This is a genomic window from Acidimangrovimonas sediminis, from assembly GCF_002871005.1.
Classification (GTDB): domain Bacteria; phylum Pseudomonadota; class Alphaproteobacteria; order Rhodobacterales; family Rhodobacteraceae; genus Acidimangrovimonas; species Acidimangrovimonas sediminis.
This window is the reverse complement of record NZ_PHSN01000001.1, coordinates 43,769-63,352: the sequence shown is the minus strand read 5'-3', so window position 1 is coordinate 63,352 and position 19,584 is coordinate 43,769. Positions and strand designations below refer to the sequence as shown.

Below are 19,584 nucleotides of genomic sequence, written 5' to 3'. Positions count from 1 at the left end.
AGGGTATGATGCAGAAACTGGTCGTGATCGGGGCCGGGATGGCCTCGGGTCGGATGCTCGAACACCTGTTCGAGACCGTGCCGGACAGCTACGAGGTCACCCTGTTCAACGCGGAACCGCGCGGAAACTACAACCGCATCATGCTCTCGCCCGTGCTCTCGGGCGAGAAGAGCTATGCCGAGATCGTCACCCATGACGAGGCCTGGTACGAAAGCCACGGCGTGCACTGCCGCTTTGGCGAGCGGGTCACCGGCATCGACCGCGACGCCAGGGTGGTGCGCGGCGAGAACGGCGACGTGCCCTATGACAAGCTGGTCATCGCCACCGGTTCCACCCCCTTCATCGTGCCGCTACCGGGTCATGACCTCGACGGCGTGGTCGCCTACCGCGACCTCGAGGACACCAACCGCATGATCGAGGCCGCGGGCCCCGGTCGCCGCGCCGTGGTGATCGGCGGCGGGCTTCTGGGACTTGAGGCCGCCGCGGGCCTACGCCTGCGCGGGATGGAGGTGACGGTGGTCCACCTGATGGGCCATCTGATGGAACGCCAGCTGGACGAGGCCGCGGGCTACCTTCTGCGCCGCGCGCTGGGGGATCGCGGAATCGACGTGATCTGTTCGGCGAATTCGAAGGAGATCCTGGGCCGGGACGGAAAGGTCCGCGCGCTGATGCTGGACGACGGCACCGAACTACCCTGCGACATCCTGGTGATGGCGGTGGGCATCCGCCCGGCCTCGGCCCTCGGCAAGGTGGCGGGGGTCGAGACCGGCCGCGGCATCGTCGTCGACGCGCAGATGCGCACCTCGGATCCCGACATCCTGGGCCTTGGCGAATGCGTGGAGTTCGACGGCCAGCTCTTCGGCCTCGTCGCCCCGCTCTACGATCAGGCCAAGGTGGCGGCGGCGACGCTTGCGGGCGCGCCGGCCGCGTTCCGGCCGCGCGAGGTGTCCACCAAGCTCAAGGTGACGGGCTGCGATCTCTTCTCGGCCGGCGACTTCGCCGAGGGCGAGGGCCGCGAGGACATCGTCTTCCGCGACCCGGGCCGCGGCATCTACAAGCGCCTCGTGCTCAGGGACGACCGCATCATCGGCGCGGTGATGTATGGCGACACCGCCGACGGCAACTGGTTCTACGGGCTGATGAAGGACGGCACCGACGTCTCGGACATGCGCGAGACGCTGATCTTCGGCCCCAGCTTTCAGGGAGGCGCCCCCGCGGACCCTATGGCGGCCGTTGCAGCCTTACCGGATGACGCGGAGATCTGCGGCTGCAACGGCGTGTGCAAGAAGGACATCGTGACGGCGATCGGCGGGGGAGCCAGCACCCTCGACGCGATCAAGGCCACGACCAAGGCCTCGGCCTCGTGCGGAAGCTGCTCGGGCCTCGTGGAACAGCTGCTGGCGGTGACGCTGGGCGACGGTTTCGTCCGCGACACGGTCAAGCCGGTCTGCGCCTGCACCGATCTGACGCACGAGGACGTGCGTCGCCTGATCAAGTCGCAGGAGCTGAAGTCGATGCCCGCCGTGATGCAGGAGTTGGGGTGGAGAACCTCGTGCGGCTGCCACGTCTGCCGCCCGGCGCTGAACTACTACCTGCTGGCCGACTGGCCGCTGGACTACCGCGACGACCCGCAGTCCCGGTTGGTGAACGAGCGCAACCACGCCAACATCCAGAAGGACGGCACCTTCAGCGTGATGCCCCGCATGTGGGGCGGCATGACCACGCCGGAGGAGCTGATCGCCATCGCCGAGGCCGCGAAGAAATTCGGCGCGGCGGTGAAGGTGACGGGCGGCCAGCGGATCGACCTGCTGGGTATCCGCAAGGAGGACCTGCCCGAGATCTGGGCCGATCTGAACGACGCGGGCATGGTGTCGGGCCAAGCCTATACCAAGGGTCTGCGCACGGTGAAGACCTGCGTGGGCTCGGACTGGTGCCGCTTCGGCACGCAGGATTCCACCGGTCTGGGCATCAAGCTGGAGAAACGGCTGTGGGGCGCGTGGACGCCGCACAAGGTGAAGCTCGGCGTTTCGGGGTGCCCGCGCAACTGCGCCGAGGCGACCTGCAAGGACGTGGGCGTGATCTGCGTCGACAGCGGTTATCAGGTCGGTGTCGCCGGCGCGGCCGGCATGGACGTGAAGGAGACGGAGCGTCTGGTCGATGTCGCGACCGAGGAAGAGGCGATCGAATGGACCGTGGCCTTCGTCCAGCTTTATCGCGAGAACGCCAGGTACCTCGACCGGCCCTACAAGTGGGTCGCCAAGGTGGGCCTCGACTGGGTCAAGGAAGTGCTGGTGGACCCCACCGCGCGGGCCGATCTGGTCGCGCGGTTCGACCTGTCGCAGACCGTCTATCAGAAGGACCCTTGGGCCGAACGCACCGACGCGGCGACGCGCCGGGCCTGGGCCCCGCTTGCAGACCTCAGCCAGGAGGCCGCGGAATGAACTGGATCGATATAGGCGCATTGGACGACATCCCCCGCCGCGGGGCCCGCGTGGTCAGGACGGCAGAAGGCTGCGTCGCGGTGTTCCGCACCGAGGCGGACGAGGTCTTCGCCCTCGACGACCGCTGCGCCCACAAGGGCGGGCAATTGTCCGAGGGGCTGGTGCATGGCACCCGCGTCACCTGCCCGCTGCACAACTGGGTCTACGACCTGGAAACCGGCAAGGTTCAGGGGGCCGACCGGGGCGAGGTCGCGACCTATTCCGCGCGGATCGAGGAGGGGCGGATCCTTCTCGATCCCGAACGCCTTGCACGGCGGGGGGCGGCCTGATGGACGGCGCGCGCGCCGGCCACACGGTCTGCACCACCTGCCCCTATTGCGGGGTCGGCTGCGGCGTCGTCGCCCGGCGCGACGCGTCGGGCGAGATCACCATCGCGGGCGACAAGGCGCACCCCGCCAACGCCGGACGGCTATGTTCCAAGGGCTCGGCACTGGCCGAGACGACGGGTCTTGAGGGGCGCCTTCTGTCGCCCCGGATCGGCACGCGGGAGGCCGGCTGGAACGAGGCCCTCGACCTCGTGGCGCGGCGGTTTCGCGACGCCATCGCCAAGCACGGCCCGGACAGCGTGGCATTCTACCTCTCCGGCCAGATGCTGACCGAGGATTACTACGTCGCCAACAAGCTGGCCAAGGGCTACATCGGCACCGCGAACATCGACACCAATTCGCGCCTGTGCATGGCCTCGTCGGTGGCCGGCCACCGCCGCGCCTTCGGCACCGATACCGTGCCGGGCCGGTACGAGGATCTCGAAGAGGCCGACCTCGTGGTGCTGGTGGGATCGAACCTCGCATGGTGCCACCCGGTCCTCTACCAGCGGCTGGCGGCGGCGCGGAAGGCGCGGCCCGCCATGCGCATCGTCACCATCGACCCGCGCCGCACCGCGACCTCGGACCTTGCCGACCTGCACCTCGCCATCGCACCGGGGGCGGATGCCGTGCTGTTCAACGGCCTGCTCGCCGGGATCTCCGCGCGGGGCGCGGTCGATCCGGCCTACACCGGCGCCCACGTGACCGGGGCCGAGGCTGCGCTCGAGGCTGCGCGCAGCACCGACCTTGCTGCCACCGGGCTGCCCACGCAGGAGCTGGAACGCTTCTTCGCGATGTGGATCGGCACCGAGAAGGTCGTGACGGTCTACAGCCAGGGGGTGAACCAGTCCTCCTCGGGCGCCGACAAGGTGAACGCGATCCTGAACTGCCACCTTGCGACCGGCCGGATCGGACGGCCCGGAATGGGGCCCTTCTCGGTCACCGGCCAGCCCAACGCCATGGGCGGGCGCGAGGTGGGGGGGCTGGCCAACATGCTGGCCTGCCATCTCGACTTCGAGAACGCCGATCACCGCGCTGCGGTGCAGGACTTCTGGCAGAGCCCCGCGATGGCGCAGGCACCGGGGCTCAAGGCCGTCGACATGTTCCGCGCCGTCGGCGACGGCCGCATCCGTGCGCTCTGGATCATCCACACCAACCCCGCCGTCACGATGCCCGACGCCGACCGCGTCCGTGCGGCAATCGAAGGGTGCGATTTCGTCGTGGTCTCGGACGTGACCGGCGCGACCGACACCGCGCGGCTGGCCGACGTCCTATTGCCCGCCACCGGATGGGGCGAGAAGGACGGCACCGTCACCAATTCCGAACGCTGCATCTCGCGTCAGCGGCCGTTCCTGGCCGCCCCGGGCCTGGCGCGCCCCGACTGGTGGGCGATCTGCGAGGTCGGCCGGCGGATGGGCTGGGAGGCGGCGTTCAGCCATGATGGGCCGGACCGGATCTTCGCCGAATACGCGGCGCTCTCGGGGGTGGCCGGCCGGCTTGGGCGCGACTTCGACATTTCGGCGCTGGCCGGGATCGGGCGGGCCGAATACGACGCCCTCGCCCCCTTCACCTGGCCGCGCAGCGCCACCCGGAACACCGCGACACAGGGCGGGCGCTTCTTCGGCACAGGCGGGTTCTACACCGACGACCGGCGCGCGCGGATGCTGGCGATCCGGCCCCGACCGCCGGTCGCGCGGCCCTCGGCCGCCTTTCCGCTGCGGTTGAACACCGGACGGGTGCGTGACCACTGGCACACCATGACCCGCACCGCGAAATCGCCGCGGCTGAGCCAGCACATGGCCGAACCCTACCTTGAGGTACACCCTGAGGATGCCGCCCGGCTGGGCCTGACACCCGCCGCGATCGCCGAGGTGACCAGCCCCGAAGGCCGCGCCCTTCTGCGCGTGATCGTCACCGACCGGACGCCGAGGGGCAGTGTCTTCGCGCCGATGCACTGGACAACCGAGACCGCCTCGGCCGGCCGGGTCGACGCGCTGGTGGCGGCGGTGACCGACCCGGTCTCGGGGCAGCCGGAAAGCAAGGCGTCCGTGGTCCGCGCGACCCCCTTCGCGGCGCGCTGGTACGGGTTCGCGGTGTCGTGCGACGCCGCCGCCCCCGCGACCGCCTACTGGGCCCGCGCCCGCAGCCGCGGCGGCTGGCGGACCGAGCTGGCCGACACCGCCCTGCCCGCGGATTGGGAAGCCTTCGCCCGCGACCTCTTCGGCCTGCCGGGCGCGCAGGCGGTGACGGTCGAGGACCCGGGCCGCGGCCTTGCGCGCGTCGCGCTCATCGTGGAGGGCCGCGTCGCGGCCGCACTCTTCGCCGCCCCCGATCCGGTGGCGGTGGCCCGCGCCCATGTCTCCGGGCTGATCGGCGCGGAGGCGGGAACCGGGCCGGGCGCCACCGTACTCTCGGGCCGCCCCGGCGCCGACCGCCCCGATCCGGGCGCCACGATCTGCGCCTGTTTCGACGTCGGCGTGAACACGATCCTCGCCGCGATCCAGGACCAGGGGCTTGCCTCGGTCGAGGCGATCGGTGCAGCATTGCAGGCAGGTACGAATTGCGGCTCGTGCCGGCCGGAGCTGGCCGCGTTGCTGGCCGCAGCCCATGCAAAGGAGGCCGCCGAGTGAGCCTTGCCCCCTATATCCACGCCATGGGCCGGGGACCCGGCCGCGCGCGCAACCTGACCCGGGACGAGGCGCGCGACGCGATGCGCGCGATCCTTGCGGGAGAAGCCGCGCCCGAGGCGGTGGGGGCGCTTCTGATGCTGATGCGCTATCGCGGCGAGCGCCCGGAGGAGATCGCGGGCTTCGTCGAGGCGATGCGGGACACGCTGCCCGAATGGCAGGGCCCGCGCCCGGCGCTCGATTGGCCCAGCTATGCCGCGGGGCGGTCGCGCGGGCTGCCGTGGTTCCTGATGGCGGCCCGGCTGGTGGCGCAGGCGGGGCATCCGGTGCTGATCCACGGCTGGAATTCTCACCAGGGTGCGGCGGCCTCGGTCCGGGACGCGCTGCCCCGGCTGGGCATCGCAGAGGCGGGCGATATTGCCGGGGCGGCCCGGCTGCTGGTGCGCGACGGGATCGCCTACCTGCCGCTGGATGCCTTCGCGCCGGGTGCCCTGCGGCTTTTGCAACTGCGCGCGGTGCTGGGCCTGCGCTCGCCGGTCAACACTGTGCTTCGAGTGCTGAACCCGGGGGGCGCCAGCGCCAGCGTGCAGGGCGTGTTTCACCCGCCCTACCGCGAATTGCAGGCTGATGCCGCGGCCCTTCTCGGACAACCCGCAATGACCGTGCTCAAGGGCGGCGGTGGCGAATTCGAGCGCCACCCCGGCAAGGAGATCGCGCTTTACGGCCTGCGCGGCGGCGCGCCGTGGCAGGAAAGCCGGCCCGCGCTCTGCGACGAGACCCGGCGCCTCGCGTCGGAGACGCCCGACCCCGAGGAACTGACCCGGCTCTGGTCAGGAGAGGGCGAGGATCCCTTCGCCCGCGACATCGTGCTGGGCACCGCGGCGCTTGCGCTCGAGACGCTGGGCGTGACCGACGCCGCCGCCGTGGCGGAAGCGTTGTGGCATAAGCGTGACGCGCTGGTGTCAATCTAGCAACAGGATCCCGGCAGCCGCCAGACTGGCCCTCCCACGCCGCGTCACCCTTCGGAACGGGTCCTCCGGACGGGGAGAGCACCGCGCCGCCTGGTGCTGCGCCCGCACCGCGACCGTCGGCATCCGCCGCGGCACTTTCCGGCATTTCGCACCCCGGCAAGCGTAGGCCGCCGGTGCACCGTGCCCCCTGTGGTCGCCGCATGGGCAGCCAACCCACTGATCTTCAACCTCAAGCCTAAGGGCGCCGCCTTCCCGGGCAGGCAGTGCCCCGCGCCTGCGGCACCTCCCTGTGCAGAGCGCCCCTCGGTGGCAGGGCCCGTCGCGCGGCGCTTGCCGCAACGCAGAACTACCGCGGTTTTGCAGGCGGACGCGACGGGCGCCCAGGGACCCGTCTTCCACCGGAAATTGCCTTAATAAATCGTCAATGGAACAAATTTTGAACACAAGCCATCGCAACAAAAGACGTATGGACGTTACATAAAACAGGAAACCACATGTCGACCAACATCTCTGCGCTCAAGGAGCTCTCGGGCTTCATTGGCGCCTGCCTCGTCGATTCCGACACTGGCCTGATGCTTGCGGCCGAGACCGGCAACATCAAGTTCGACCTCGAAGCCGCGGGCGCTGCCAACACCGAAGTCGTGCGCGCCAAGAACGCCGCGATGAGGGCGCTGGGACTGGAAGACCAGATCGAGGATATCCTGATCACGCTCGGCAAGCAGATCCACTTGATCCGCCCGCTGGCCGCAAATCCGGCCGTGTTCCTTTACGTCGCGCTCGACCGCAGCGCGTCGAACCTGGGCCTCGCGCGCCTGAAGGCGAAGGGCGTCGAGGGCACGCTCAAGGTCTGACCGACCGCATCGGGCGTGCCGTCCGGATCGTTCCGGGGGGTACGCCAGCCACCTGTCCCGAGACCCTGGATCCGGCGGACCGCCCTCCTCCGCCCCGCCCGCGACCGAAATAGCGAGTAGCCATGTCCGCATCTTCCTCCGCCAGACAGTCGCATCGCGAAGGCTTCGAAGACCTCAACCGGTTCTGGGAAAAGCTCGACCAGATGGAAGAGGCGGTGACCAGCTTCTCCGAAGTGGCGCTGAGCTTCGTCGAGGAGCCGATCGAGCGGGTGTTGGAAAAGATCCGTGCGTTCGAGCCGCAGGTCAGCGTGATCGGCCAGGTCAAGGCAGGCAAGAGCACGCTTCTGAACGCCCTGATCGGCGAGGTGGGCCTGCTGCCGTCGGACGTGAACCCCTGGACCTCGGTGATCACCGCGCTGCACCTCAACAGCCGCGCGCGGCCGCCGCAGACGCGGGCCCTCTTCCGCTTTTTCGACGCCCATGAATGGGACCGGCTCGTCGCCACCGGCGGGCGCCTCGGCGAGATGTCCGAACGCGCGGGCTTTGCCGCGGAGGCAAAGGCCGTCCGCGCCCAGGTCACCGAGATGCGCCAGACGACCGAGGCCCGGCTCGGTGCCGAATTCGACAGGCTGATCGGTTCCAGCCACGCCTTCCCGACGATCCAGAAGGGCGTGATCGACCGCTACATCTGCTACGGCGACCCCGACGACCTGGAGGACGGCGCGACCGAGGGGGTCTATGCCGACCTCACCAAATCGGCCGACCTCTACGTCGATCTGCCTGACCTGCCCAAGGGCCTGTGCCTGCGCGACACGCCGGGCGTCAACGACACCTTCATGATGCGCGAGCAGATCACGCTCAACGCGATCAGCGACAGCCGGGTCTGCGTCGTCGTCCTGTCCGCCCACCAGGCACTGTCGACGATGGACCTGGCGCTTCTGCGGATCATCTGTTCGGTCGAGGCGCGCGAGGTGCTGATCTTCGTCAACCGCATCGACGAATTGCAGGACCCGCCCGCCGAGATCGAGCGCATCACCGCCTCGATCCGCAAGACGCTGTCGCGGATCGGCCTCGACGACTGGATCGAGATCCTGTTCGGCAGCGGCTACTGGGCCAATTGCGCACTTGCGCCCGATAGCTGCGTGATGACCCCCGCCAGCCGGGCGGCGCTGGGACGGATGGCAGAGGCCGGGGCGGGCCAGGCCGCGGTCCGCACGGAAGACTGCCCGGAAGACCGGCCGGACCTCGGAACCGAGGCGGGACTTCGGGCCGCGGCGATGGCCGCCTCTGGCGTGCCGGCGTTGCATCGTGCAATCGCCAAGCGGGTGGTCGAAGGGCCGGGCAGGGCCATCCTGTCGGACATCCGCGCCGAGATCGACGCCATCGTCGAGATGAGCGAAACCGTCGAGACCGTGGCCCAGCAGGGGCCGGGCGGCGCCCGCGAGGGGTTCGGCCTGACCGAGCTGTCGCTCAAGCTCGCTGACCTGCGTGACATGGTGCTTAAGGATTTCGACCTGCGCGCCACCGAGGTCCGGGAAGGCCTGCGCGAACGGCTGGAACGCGGCAAGGAAAGCTTCGTCGCCGCCGCGATCGAGGCGCTTCAATCGCATATCGACCTGTTCGGCGAATTCAGCGCATGGAAACACGATCCGACCTCGCTTCGGATGGCAATGAAGACCGCCTTTTCTTCGGCCACCGCCAAGCTGCGGCGCGAGGGCGAGGTCGCGATGGAGGTCGTGCTCGACGGCATGCAGGCGATCTTGCAGGACGATCTGGGCGTCTGGCGCGAGGGCACGTCCGCCGACTTCCCCGAGCAGCCGGTGCACAAGGCGCCCACGGTCCTTGCGCGAACCCTGTCGCTGGATCTGGAAGGGCCGTGGTGGCGCCGGTTCTGGAAGTTCGGTGGCGGCAGGGCCGCCGAGAAACGCTATCGCGGCCTGATCGAGGCCGAGGTGGCGCCACTGATCGACGACCTGCTGACCGACGTCTTCGATCCGGCGACCCTGCGCACCCGCGAGATCGTAGAGACCTTCGCCATGGATCAGGGCGGTTTCGCCCGCGCGATCCTCGAATGCGCCCTCGACTCGCGCAAGGCGGCCGCCGGGGCTCCATCGGACCGCCCCGATCCCGCAGACAGGAGGCTCTTTGCATGACCCGCCGCCCGCGTTCCGACCGCCTTGGCCCGAGACCCGAGGCAGGCACCGCCCCGCGGGGGCTGCGCAAGCCGCGCCTGCTGATCGCGGGGGAGTTCAGCTCGGGCAAGACCCAGCTTGTGACCGGCCTTCTAGGCGACGCGGTCCTGCCCTCGAACGTCACCTCCACGGCGCTGCCGCCCGTGTGGCTGGTGGGCGGTGCGGGGCCCTGCCTCGCGGTCGGCGCCGATGGCAGCCCGCGCGAGGTTCCCGGCATCGACGCGCTTGACGTCGAGACCACGCGCTACAGCATCCTCGCGCATCGTGCGCCGATCCTCGAGACCGTCGAGATCATCGACACGCCCGGCAATTCCGACCCCAACATTCCGGCCGAGACCTGGCAGCGGATGGTATCCTATGCCGACGCGGTGATCTGGTGCACCAACGCGACCCAGGCGTGGCGCCAGAGCGAAAAGTCGGTCTGGCTGGAGATGCCCGAGGGGCTGCGTCGCTCGGCCACGCTGCTGATCACCCATGCCGACCGCATGCCTGACCAGCGCGCCGCCGACCGTGTGCTGCGTCGCGTGCGCCGCGAGGCGGAACCGTTCTTTTCGCATTTCCTCGTGGCCTCGCTCATCAGCGCGGCCGACGTGGCCCGCATCGGCGCCCACGTGCGCGAGGTCGCCGGCAGCCTGGCCAGGCGCCCGGGCGCCGAGAACAACGTCGTCGCGACCGCCGCAACCAAGGCCGCCACCAGCCTTCCGGCGGGCCCGCAGGAAACCACGGCCCGCCCGAGGCCCCGGCCATTGCGTGCGCAGACCGCGGGCACCAGCACCGGCATCAGCACCGACGGGACTGTGGCGATCGGGCCGGGACGTGCGCGGCACCTGTGGCAGCGCCTCGGCGGCGCCACCGCCTCGGACGATCCCTCCACCATCCTCGACCGGGTCGACCGCCTGCTCGAGATCCTCGACGGGCCCGCCCGCGACATTCCCGCCCGGGAGACGGACGACGCTCCCGGCAACATCTTTGACGACCTTTCCGCCCCCGGGGCGGCCCCTACCGCAGCGGCGCGACCGTCCGCGGGCAGAGCCAGGATACGACCATGAAGATCGCCCCCAACCAGCGACAGGAGCTGGACTTCCTCCGCGACACTCTGGACAGCCTCGACCGCATCTCGGACCGTGCCGGACGCCCGGCCTTCCGCGCCCTGCGCGACCGGCTGGACCAATGGGCCGCGAAGGTCGCCGTGATCGGACAGGTCAAGGCGGGCAAGTCGACCTTCGTCAATGCCCTGCTCTACCAGCACGACTTTCTGCCCTCGGACGTGAACCCCTGGACTTCGGTCGTCACCAACATCCGCATCAACATGCCCGGAGATCCCGCCTCGGGCGCGCGGTTCGCGTTCTTTGACGAAAACGACTGGCAGGAGATCGTCGACGGCGGCTCGAAGATCCGCGAGCTGACGGAACAGCTTCTTCCCGGCTTCGACACCGAGCTGCTGCGCCGGCAATCCGAAGAGATGCGTGGGAGGGCGCAGAAACGCCTGGGAAAGCATTATCACACCCTCCTCGGCAGCCAGCACGAATACGATTTCCTCACCCCCGACCTGCTGAAGCGCTATGTCTGTGCCGGGCCGGGTTCGGACGAGGGGCTGGAGCGCGAGGCGCTGGGGCGCTACGCGGCGCTGACCAAGGTCGCCAATGCCTACATGCGCATGCCCGGCTTTCAGGTGCCGACGATCATCACCGACACCCCCGGCGTGAACGACCCGTTCCTCGTGCGGGACGAATTCACCTGCCGCAGCCTCGACAAGTCGGACACCTTCGTCATGGTCCTGTCGGCGCACCAGCCGCTGACCGATGTCGACATCGCGCTGATCCGGATCCTTGCCCAGCAAGATGACAAGGACGTGGTGATCTTCGTCAACCGCATCGACGAGCTTGACGATTACGCGACCGAGGTGCCGCGCGTGATGGCCGACGTCTCGGCCCGTCTCAGCGCCGCGATCCCCGGCATCGACTTCCGCATCACCGCGGGCAGCGCCTACATGGCCGACCTCGTGCTGCGCGACGACGACGACGCCGGGGCCCTGCGTGCCGCGATCGACACGCCGGAGCTGGCCGCCTATCTCGCCGCGCGCCATGGCCGCGTGCCCGACACGTGCGAGGACAGGCTGATGCTGGCCTCGGGCCTCGACGCGCTGCGCGCCACCCTGTCGGACGTGATCGACGAAGGCACCGGCGGGCGCTACCTCGGCCAGCTGCTCGAGGATATCCGCGCCGAGATCAGCGGCGCGCTTTTCGCCGCCAAGCGCGAGCGCGACTCGCTCCAGCTTCAGGTCGAGAGCGTGACCAGCGATGTCGCCCGCGACGCGGTCGCCGACCTGACGCGCGAAATCGACGGAATAAAACGGATCCACGACGAGCTTCAGACCAACATCGACGCGGCCGAGGCCCAGGTCGAGAAGGTGGTAAGCAAGGCCTGGACCAAGCTGCAGGCGAGGCTGGTGGAGCGTATCGAGGCCTTCGTCGACGACCAGAAGGAAGCCTTCGAGGAACGCCTGTTCAGCGCCACCGTGCGCGGCGACGGGCAGAAGGCACTCGATATCGACATCGGTGTGCTGCAGGCGCAGATCGAGGCCGAGGTGCGGTCGAGCTTTGCCACCTCGCGCGCGGGCACCGACGTGGCGCTCAGCAATTGCCTGCATGCCTGCCGCCAGACGATCCGGGACAAGTTCGACGACCCGGCCGGGAACATCACCCTCGACGAACTGCCCTATGACAGCTTCAGCTCGACTCTGGCCCTGTCGCGCCGCTCGCTGAAGATCGAGCTGATCACCGACCGCAGCTGGGCCTTCTGGCGACGGCCCTCCGTCAGTGTCGAGAAGACGCTGGCCGCCCTGCGCGTGATCGCGGCGGCCGAGATGCGCCCGGCGGTGGAAAAGATCCTGGCCGCGTTCAACGAGGCCCAGGTCGAACGCGCCTCGGCCGGCATCGGCCGGCTGCGGGTGCTTCTGCGGATGATCGAGGTTGGGCTGTCGGAACGCTCGCACCGACTGAAGCAGGACCGGATCGAGATGGAACGCGTCGCCAGCGACACCGAGCTTCAGGCCCGCCTGGTCCGGCGCCTGCAAAGCCAGATGGAGGTGCTGGAACGGAGGGTGCTGAACTTCTCGGCCATCGACAGCGCGCTGTCGCGTTCCGAACTCGCCCACGCCGCCTGAGGAGAGATTCGATGCTCGTCCAGCCCCGCGCCCCCGGCGCGCCGACTCCGCAGCAGGATCGCCCGCCCCTGCGCGTCGCGATCTGCGGCGAGGTGAACGCGGGCAAGTCGACCGTGCTGAATGCACTGCTCAGGCGCCGCCTGCTTCCCGACAACATCGGCGAAAGCGCGCGCCCCCTGATCATCGCGCGCCATCGCGACCGGCCAGGGGCCGAGATCCGCCACCGCGACGGCCGGGTCGAGACGCTGGAGGCCGAGGTCGACCCGCTGACGCTACGCAGCGCGGCGGCGATCGAGCTGTGGTCGGACGCGCCGCAGATCGCCGGGTTCGAATTCATCGAACTGCCGATGACGACCGCCGACGCGGTGACCGAAGACGACATGGCGCTGATGCGCAGCGTCGATGTGATGATCTGGGTCACCATCGCCTCGCAGGCCTGGCGGCTGACCGAGAAGTCGATCATCGGGCGCCTGAACAAGGCCCTTCCCGCGCGCAGCGTGATCGTCGTGTCGCGCGCCGACAAGCTGCGCAGCGACAGGGATCTGCGCAAACTCGAGGAGCGGGTGCGGCGCGAGACGGCGGGGCTGTTCGACGGCTTCGCCTTCCTCAACGGCGCGGCCGGAACGCTGGCAGCCTCGGCCCATTCGGGCCAGGACTGGGCCCTGAGTGGTGCGCCCGCGATCCTCGACCTGCTGCACGGCTTTGTCCCGGCGGGTCCGATGGACGCGCCGTCGCTTCAGGACGCGGCATCGGAGGGGGCCGCCGAGGGGATGGAGCCCGAGAACCTGATCGACCTCGACAGCTTCCGCAGGCTGGCGCCGGTCCAGAGCCGCGTGGCGCAGGCCGGGCCATCGACGCCCGCGCCACCCCCGGCCTCAGCCTCGCCCGCAGCTTCTCCCGCTGCGTCTCCCGATGCCCAGATGGCCGAAGCGCCGGACGCGCCGCCCTCCGGGCCTGCCACGGTCGCGCCGCCCGTTCCCGCCGCCACCGCAAAGCCCCCCGTCCGGGCCACGGAGTCCGCCCCCGCGACGGCCCCCGCGACCGCTCCGCCCTCCGCGGTCGGAGGGACACACAAGCCTGATATCGACCCGGCGCTCATCGACGCGCTGCGCGAGATTGCCGGGCGGCTGCCTGAGGGCGCGGTCGCGGGCCTGATGTTGCCGGGAGAGGGGCAGTGCGAGGTGCTCGGCGGCGACCCGTCCCGCTGCCGCGAGGTGGGCCGCGCCCTCGGCACCGCGCTCGACCGGCTCGGCACGGCCTATGCCGCCCGGGGGTTCGACGCCTGCCCCGAGGCGGTGATCGTCGGTAGCGCCGGTGCGCGCATCGCCTGCGAGGTGTTGCCCGGGCGGGGCGCCGTCTTCATGATGGCGCCGGCAGACCGCCTGAGCGCGGGGATCGCCCGGGCGCTCATGGTGCAGATGCGCAGCGCGGCGGACGGCACGGGCGGCTGACCCCAAACCCCAGGTTCGGCGCCACCCCTCTTCCCATGCCGGCTGCCCAGCGGACCGGGCGACGCACTGTTTCCGTATTTCCGGCGGATTGTTCGCCCCGAACGGGTTGAGCCCCGAGGACGCTGCCCTAGGATGAACTCATGAGCATTGGAAACCGGATGCGCCCCTGGCACGTCCGACGCCTGGGGGGGCATTTCGATGACATGGATCCGGCAGGCCGGCGGCGAGGAATGGGGCCCTTGGGTCATCCACGACGGCAAGGGGTGCCCGCTGCCAAGCGGCACGATCGTCGAAGTGGTGAGCGAAGACGGCTTCGGCTTTGCCCGGCGCGAGATCGCCTGTGTCGCTGGGGGCAGCTACTCGTCGTGGAACTGGCAGCATTATCCCGAGCTCAAGCGCATCATCCGCTACCGTGAGAAGAAGCCGCGCGGCCTCCAGATGCTCGAGGCGCGGATACGCGACCTGGACACCCCAGCGGCCGGTCGGCGCGGCCGAGTTTCCGACCGCATCCCCGGTAACGCCCCCGACCACGTCCGGGGCCGCTGACCGCATGTCAGATGCCGACAGGCGCCGCCCCCGCCGACCCGGCAGGGCAAAGGGCCGCCTGCCCTTTCGCCTTTCGCCACATCTGCGGAACGTGAGCCGCCGCGACCTTTCCCGGCCCGGGCCGTGCGCTACCATCCGTGGGGCGCATGCCGCAGCGCAGCAGGGCCGTTGACTCCGGCGCGCTGGGGCGCGACAAACCGACGCGACAGCCAGCAAAGGGGGGGAACCCATGAAGAAAGTCTATGGCAGCGCCAGCGAGGCGCTCGACGGACTTCTGTTCGACGGAATGCTGATCTCGGCGGGGGGCTTCGGCCTCTGCGGCATCCCTGAACTTCTGATCGCCGCGATCCGCGAGGCCGGCACCAAGAACCTGACCGTCGCCTCGAACAACGCGGGCGTGGACGGGTTTGGCCTCGGCGTCCTCCTCGAAAGCCGGCAGGTCAAGAAGATGATCTCCTCCTACGTCGGCGAGAACGCGGAATTCATGCGCCAGTACCTTTCGGGCGAGCTGGAGCTGGAATTCAACCCGCAGGGCACGCTGGCCGAGCGCATGCGCGCCGGCGGGTCGGGCATCCCCGGTTTCTACACCAAAACCGGCGTCGGCACCCAGATCGCCGAGGGCAAGGAGCACAAGGAGTTCGACGGCGAGACCTACATCCTCGAACGCGGGATCGTCGCCGACCTTGCCATCGTCAAGGCCTGGAAGGCCGACGAGACAGGCAACTGCGTGTTCCGCAAGACCGCGCGCAACTTCAACCCTCCGGCGGCCATGTCGGGCAAGGTCTGCGTCATGGAGGTCGAGGAGATCGTCCCGGCCGGCACGCTCGACCCCGACAACATCCACCTGCCGGGCATCTACGTGCACCGCCTGATCCAGGGCGAGCACGAGAAGCGGATCGAGAAAGTCACCACGCGCGAGAAGGAGAAGGCCTGATGCCCTGGGATCGCAATCAAATGGCCGAACGCGCGGCCCAAGAGCTTGAAGACGGCATGTACGTGAACCTCGGCATCGGGATCCCGACGCTGGTGGCGAACTACGTGGGCGACAAGGACATCACGCTGCAGTCGGAAAACGGCATGCTGGGCATGGGCCCCTTCCCCTACGAGGGCGAGGAAGACCCCGACCTGATCAACGCCGGCAAGCAGACCATCACCGAGCTGCCCAAGACCGCCTATTTCGACAGCTCGATGAGCTTCGGAATGATCCGCGGCGGCAAGATCGCGGCGGCGATCCTGGGCGCGATGGAAGTGGCCGAGAACGGAGATCTGGCGAACTGGATGATTCCCGGCAAGCTCGTGAAGGGCATGGGCGGCGCGATGGATCTGGTCGCGGGCGTCGGCAAGGTGATCGTGGTGATGGACCACCAGAACAAGGCCGGGGAGTCGAAGGTGCTGCAGGCCTGCACCCTGCCGCTCACCGGGACCGGCGTGGTCAATCGCATCATCACCAACCTCGGCGTGCTGGACGTGGTTGAGGGCGGGCTGAAGATCGTCGAATGCGCCGTCGGCGTGACCGAGGACGACCTGCGCGCCGCGACGGAAGCGACGATCGTTGACTGACGCGCCCGAGCCGCGCCCCGAGATCCGGCTCGAGAAGGGCGAGACCAAGGGCCGCTACGTGATGGAGCGCGGCGGGGAGGAGGCGGAACTTACCTTCTCAATCGCCTCGCCACAGCTGGTGATCGCCGATCATACCTCTGTCCCGGATGCCTTTCGCGGCACCGGGGCGGGGCTTGCGCTGGTCGAGCGCCTGGTGGCGGATGCCCGGGCGCAGGGCTTTCGCGTGGTGCCGCTGTGCCCCTTCGTGAACGCCCAGCGGCAGCGCCACCCGGAATGGGAAGACGTGTTCTCCGGCGGGCAAAGGGGCTGACGGCCCCTTCCGCCGGGACCTTCGCCGCCGCGCCCCGGGCCCTCCGGGGTGTGGCGGCATCTACTTCGCGGCCAGCGTTTCCGTTGGGGCGGGCGCAGGGGCGGCAGAAAGCACCTTGAAGACGCAGCCGTCCGAGACGAATTGCGGCGGCGTCACGCACAATCCCCGGGCCACCTTCCATGCCGCCAGCACCTTGGGCACGTAGTCGCGCGTCTCGGCGTAATTCGGCACGCCGCCCGCGTTCTTCACCGCGTTCTCTCCCGCGTTGTAGGCGGCCAGCACCATCAGCGGATCGCCGTGGAAATCGCCCATCAGCCAATCGAGATAGGCGACCGCGCCCTGGATGTTCTGCGCCGGATCTGACGCGTCGACGCCGAAGCGCCCCGCGGTGGCCGGGATCAGCTGCATCAGCCCCTGGGCGCCCTTGGCGCTCAGCGCATCCGCCCTGCCCCCCGATTCCGCTGCCATCACCGCCAGCACCAGCGCGGGCGACACCCGCGTGCCCACCGTCGCCTTGAGGATCGTGGCGCCCCATGTGCGCGCCATCTGCTGCAGGCGCTGAAGCCGGGGGCCGCGCACCTCGGTGCCGCCCGGCCCCATCGTCAGCGCCGCCAGCGCCGCCTGGAACCGCCCCGCGCCATCGGTCAGCGCGGGCGAGATCACCTTCCAGAACCAGTCGTAGGCCGCATCGCGCCTCGGCCCGGGGCGCGCTACGGCCATCTTCGGGTTGGCGCCCACCGGCGGCATCGCGTCGGTGGACCCTGCGGTCTGGGGTGGGTCGGGCGTGGTCACCGGCGTCTTGGCCGGATCGGCGGAGCGGTGGACATCGACTTCGGGCGCATTCTCGATCCAGCGCCGCTGGGCCGCGGGGTCGATCTGCACGTCGATGAACCGCCGGGTGCCGGGCGACGGCGGCTTGACCATGTGAAAGGTAAAGCCACCCTGCCCCGCCGCCGGCGCCTCGGTGCCGGCCTGTGCGGAGATGGGGCCGCAAGGCCCCGCCACGACGCCATAGATCGCGAGGACCGGAATCACGCACCGCTTCATGCGGGTCTGCCCTGCCTTGCTCTGCCTCTTGTTGTTGCGGCGATGATCGCAGGAAATCACGACAAATGCCACCAGTGCGCGGAAACGTGGGGTGAGAATCGCCTCTCAGGGTCTGAATCAGAGTGCCCAGACACCCCAGGTTCCATCAAAAGTTAATTTTCTTTTCATTTGTTATCATAAGCTTACAAGACGACTCTCAAGAAAATTAACCCCGCTCGAAAATGTACGACTCGCGCCAAAATCTGGTCACGATTCGAGGGCCATATGCAGACATACCGAGGCGGGAAGGCCAAGCAGAGGACGGCCACGAAACTTCCGAAACGGTGATCTGTAATCGACATCTCATCGAGGGACTGAACCATGAAACTCTTCAACCTGATCAAGAACTTCCGCAACGACGAAGACGGCGCCGTGACCGTTGACTGGGTCGTGCTGACCGCCGCGATCGTCGGCCTGGGCATCGTCGTGATGAACACCGTGGGCGGTGGCATCAACACCGCGGCCGCCAAGCTGGGCAGCAACCTGAGCACCGCCATGGACAACGCCGGCGACACCAGCACCACGACCTCGTTCACCAGCAAATAAGACTTGCCGATCGTGGCGGCCGCAACCGGCCCCCGTCCAAACGGCTTTGGTGGCCGCGCCTGACCCCGGGCGCGGCCATTCACATAAGCGCCGAACGCTGGTTAACCATTTTGGGGAGGTCCGCGCATGCGTTCCCTTCTTCGATCCCTATGGCAGAACGAAAGCGGCGCGGTCACGATCGACTGGGTCGTCCTGAGCGCGGCGGTCGTGGCGGCGGCCCTGCTCATCGTGTCCGACATAGGCAGCCGGATCAACTCCGCGTCGGGCGAGATCGGGACCCACCTGGAAACCACGGTCAACAACTCGGTCACCGGCACCATCAGCGATTATCAGAACTGACGAAAGTTTCCGGGATCGCGACATTTCCCGCCAAGCGACGAACAATCTCCACGCTTTCGCCGCAATCCCCCACCAGACAAGGGCCAACGTCAGATAGGGCGGGCCCTCCCCCCGCCTCCAGTGAAAAGGAGATAACGCGATGCGCTCCGTATTCGGATTGGTGCTGATCGTCGGCCTCGGCCTTGCCGGGTTCGCGGTCTACATGGCCCAGGGCTACATCAACCGGACCCAGGCCGAGCTGGCGCGCGAGCGGGCCTCGCGCAGGCCGCCGGAGCCGACGGTCACCGTCTTCGTCGCGAAGAAGGCGCTGCCCTACGGCACCAAGGTCACCCAGGACGACGTGGTCGCCATCAACTGGCCCAAACGCGCCCTGCCCCCCACCGCCTTCACCGAGCTGAAGGGCAAGAACGTGAAGCGCGCGCTCTTCGTCGAGGGACAGGCGCAGCCGCGCTATGTCACCCGTCCGATCAGCCAATTCGAGCCGCTGCTCGCGTCCAACATCACCGGACCGGGCCAGGATCCGGGCATCACCTCGCATCTGAGCGCGGGCATGCGCGCCTTCGCGATCAAGGTCGACGTGGCCTCGGGCGTGTCGGGCTTCCTGCGCCCCGAGGACCGCGTCGACGTCTACTGGACCGGCCAGAGCTCTCGCCAGATCGGCGGCTCGGGCGGCGAGGTCACGCGCCTGATCGAGGCCGGGGTCAAGATCATCGCGGTCGACCAGAAGGCTGGCGGCGACATGGGCCCGGGCGCCACCATCGCCCGTACCGTGACGGTCGAGGCGAACCAGGAGCAGGTGGCCGTGCTGGCGCAGGCGCAGGCGACCGGACGGCTTGCGCTGTCGCTGGTCGGCACCCGCGAAGACAGCCAGAACCACACGATCGAGGTCGACCGCCAGGCGCTTCTGGGGATCACCGACAAACCCGCCCCGGTGGTCGCGAAACCGAAGGTCTGCACCATCAAGCAGCGCAGCGGCAGCACCGTGGTCGAGGTTCCGATCCCCTGCACCAACTGACGGCCGACCCGGCGCCGGGCGCACGACTGCCCGTGACGGATCGCCAATCGTGACGACAAAGGGGCACCCGATCTTGGGTGCCCCTTGCAGTTCGGGGCCCAGACCTAGCGCCGTGTTG

At 69.0% G+C, this 19,584-nt stretch carries 17 protein-coding genes; 16 read left to right on the top strand and 1 reads right to left on the bottom strand.

Translation table 11 applies throughout. The features are described from left to right. The first annotated feature begins 5 nt into the window (after positions 1 to 5). The 13 genes from nirB (at position 6) to CVV76_RS00160 (ending at position 16,480) form a co-directional block, all read left to right on the top strand. Positions 6 to 2,441 (top strand): nitrite reductase large subunit NirB, encoded by a 2,436-nt coding sequence (nirB, locus tag CVV76_RS00220; protein ID WP_199178450.1) that lies wholly within the window; start codon positions 6 to 8, stop codon positions 2,439 to 2,441. Continuing rightward, a complete protein-coding gene (gene nirD, locus CVV76_RS00215; protein WP_102222610.1) occupies positions 2,438 to 2,770 on the top strand; it encodes a nitrite reductase small subunit NirD in 333 nt (110 codons plus the stop codon). Before nirB ends, nirD begins: the two co-directional genes overlap by 4 nt. Beyond that, complete coding sequence (locus tag CVV76_RS00210; RefSeq protein WP_102222609.1) at positions 2,770 to 5,436, top strand: nitrate reductase; 2,667 nt, start codon at positions 2,770 to 2,772, stop codon at positions 5,434 to 5,436. Before nirD ends, CVV76_RS00210 begins: the two co-directional genes overlap by 1 nt. After that, positions 5,433 to 6,404, top strand: a complete 972-nt coding sequence (locus CVV76_RS00205) for a glycosyl transferase family protein (protein ID WP_102222608.1) — start codon at positions 5,433 to 5,435, stop codon at positions 6,402 to 6,404. The genes CVV76_RS00210 and CVV76_RS00205 overlap by 4 nt, the downstream gene beginning before the upstream one ends. Positions 6,405 to 6,898: 494 nt before the next feature. Next, positions 6,899 to 7,255, top strand: coding sequence for a roadblock/LC7 domain-containing protein (locus tag CVV76_RS00200; protein WP_102222607.1), 357 nt, complete (start codon positions 6,899 to 6,901; stop codon positions 7,253 to 7,255). 122 nt (positions 7,256 to 7,377) lie between these two features. Continuing rightward, positions 7,378 to 9,408, top strand: a complete 2,031-nt coding sequence (locus CVV76_RS00195; protein WP_102222606.1) for a dynamin family protein — start codon at positions 7,378 to 7,380, stop codon at positions 9,406 to 9,408. Continuing rightward, on the top strand, positions 9,405 to 10,496 hold the full coding sequence (locus tag CVV76_RS00190; RefSeq protein ID WP_102222605.1) for a P-loop NTPase family protein: 1,092 nt from the start codon (positions 9,405 to 9,407) through the stop codon (positions 10,494 to 10,496). The genes CVV76_RS00195 and CVV76_RS00190 overlap by 4 nt, the downstream gene beginning before the upstream one ends. Next, the gene (locus CVV76_RS00185) at positions 10,493 to 12,613 is read left to right on the top strand and encodes a dynamin family protein (RefSeq protein ID WP_102222604.1); all 2,121 of its coding nucleotides are present in this window, start codon (positions 10,493 to 10,495) and stop codon (positions 12,611 to 12,613) included. The genes CVV76_RS00190 and CVV76_RS00185 overlap by 4 nt, the downstream gene beginning before the upstream one ends. Before the next feature lie 11 nt (positions 12,614 to 12,624). Continuing rightward, on the top strand, positions 12,625 to 14,064 hold the full coding sequence (locus CVV76_RS00180) for a dynamin family protein (RefSeq protein WP_102222603.1): 1,440 nt from the start codon (positions 12,625 to 12,627) through the stop codon (positions 14,062 to 14,064). Positions 14,065 to 14,262: 198 nt separating this feature from the next. Then, positions 14,263 to 14,610 carry a hypothetical protein gene (locus CVV76_RS00175; RefSeq protein WP_102222602.1) on the top strand — a complete coding sequence of 116 codons (348 nt, stop codon included), beginning with the start codon at positions 14,263 to 14,265 and terminating at the stop codon, positions 14,608 to 14,610. A 229-nt stretch (positions 14,611 to 14,839) separates the two neighbouring features. Continuing rightward, a complete protein-coding gene (locus CVV76_RS00170) occupies positions 14,840 to 15,544 on the top strand; it encodes a CoA transferase subunit A (protein ID WP_102222601.1) in 705 nt (234 codons plus the stop codon). After that, positions 15,544 to 16,170: a 3-oxoacid CoA-transferase subunit B gene (locus CVV76_RS00165; RefSeq protein ID WP_102222600.1), complete on the top strand. Its 627-nt coding sequence runs from the start codon at positions 15,544 to 15,546 to the stop codon at positions 16,168 to 16,170. The genes CVV76_RS00170 and CVV76_RS00165 overlap by 1 nt, the downstream gene beginning before the upstream one ends. Before the next feature lie 61 nt (positions 16,171 to 16,231). After that, the gene (locus CVV76_RS00160) at positions 16,232 to 16,480 is read left to right on the top strand and encodes a GNAT family N-acetyltransferase (protein WP_102222913.1); all 249 of its coding nucleotides are present in this window, start codon (positions 16,232 to 16,234) and stop codon (positions 16,478 to 16,480) included. Between the two features lie 60 nt (positions 16,481 to 16,540). Here the strand turns inward: CVV76_RS00160 and CVV76_RS00155 are convergent, their stop codons facing one another. Next, positions 16,541 to 17,404: a lytic transglycosylase domain-containing protein gene (locus CVV76_RS00155; protein WP_233192665.1), complete on the bottom strand. Its 864-nt coding sequence runs from the start codon at positions 17,402 to 17,404 to the stop codon at positions 16,541 to 16,543. A 483-nt stretch (positions 17,405 to 17,887) separates the two neighbouring features. Between CVV76_RS00155 and CVV76_RS00150 the strand changes: the two genes are divergently transcribed. The 3 genes from CVV76_RS00150 to cpaB all read left to right on the top strand — a co-directional run bounded on the left by CVV76_RS00150 (position 17,888) and on the right by cpaB (position 19,466). Beyond that, complete coding sequence (locus CVV76_RS00150) at positions 17,888 to 18,112, top strand: Flp family type IVb pilin (RefSeq protein WP_102222598.1); 225 nt, start codon at positions 17,888 to 17,890, stop codon at positions 18,110 to 18,112. Between the two features lie 126 nt (positions 18,113 to 18,238). Further along, on the top strand, positions 18,239 to 18,451 hold the full coding sequence (locus CVV76_RS00145) for a hypothetical protein (RefSeq protein ID WP_102222597.1): 213 nt from the start codon (positions 18,239 to 18,241) through the stop codon (positions 18,449 to 18,451). A gap of 139 nt (positions 18,452 to 18,590) precedes the next feature. Beyond that, complete coding sequence (gene cpaB, locus CVV76_RS00140) at positions 18,591 to 19,466, top strand: Flp pilus assembly protein CpaB (RefSeq protein WP_102222596.1); 876 nt, start codon at positions 18,591 to 18,593, stop codon at positions 19,464 to 19,466. The last annotated feature ends 118 nt before the right edge of the window (positions 19,467 to 19,584 follow it).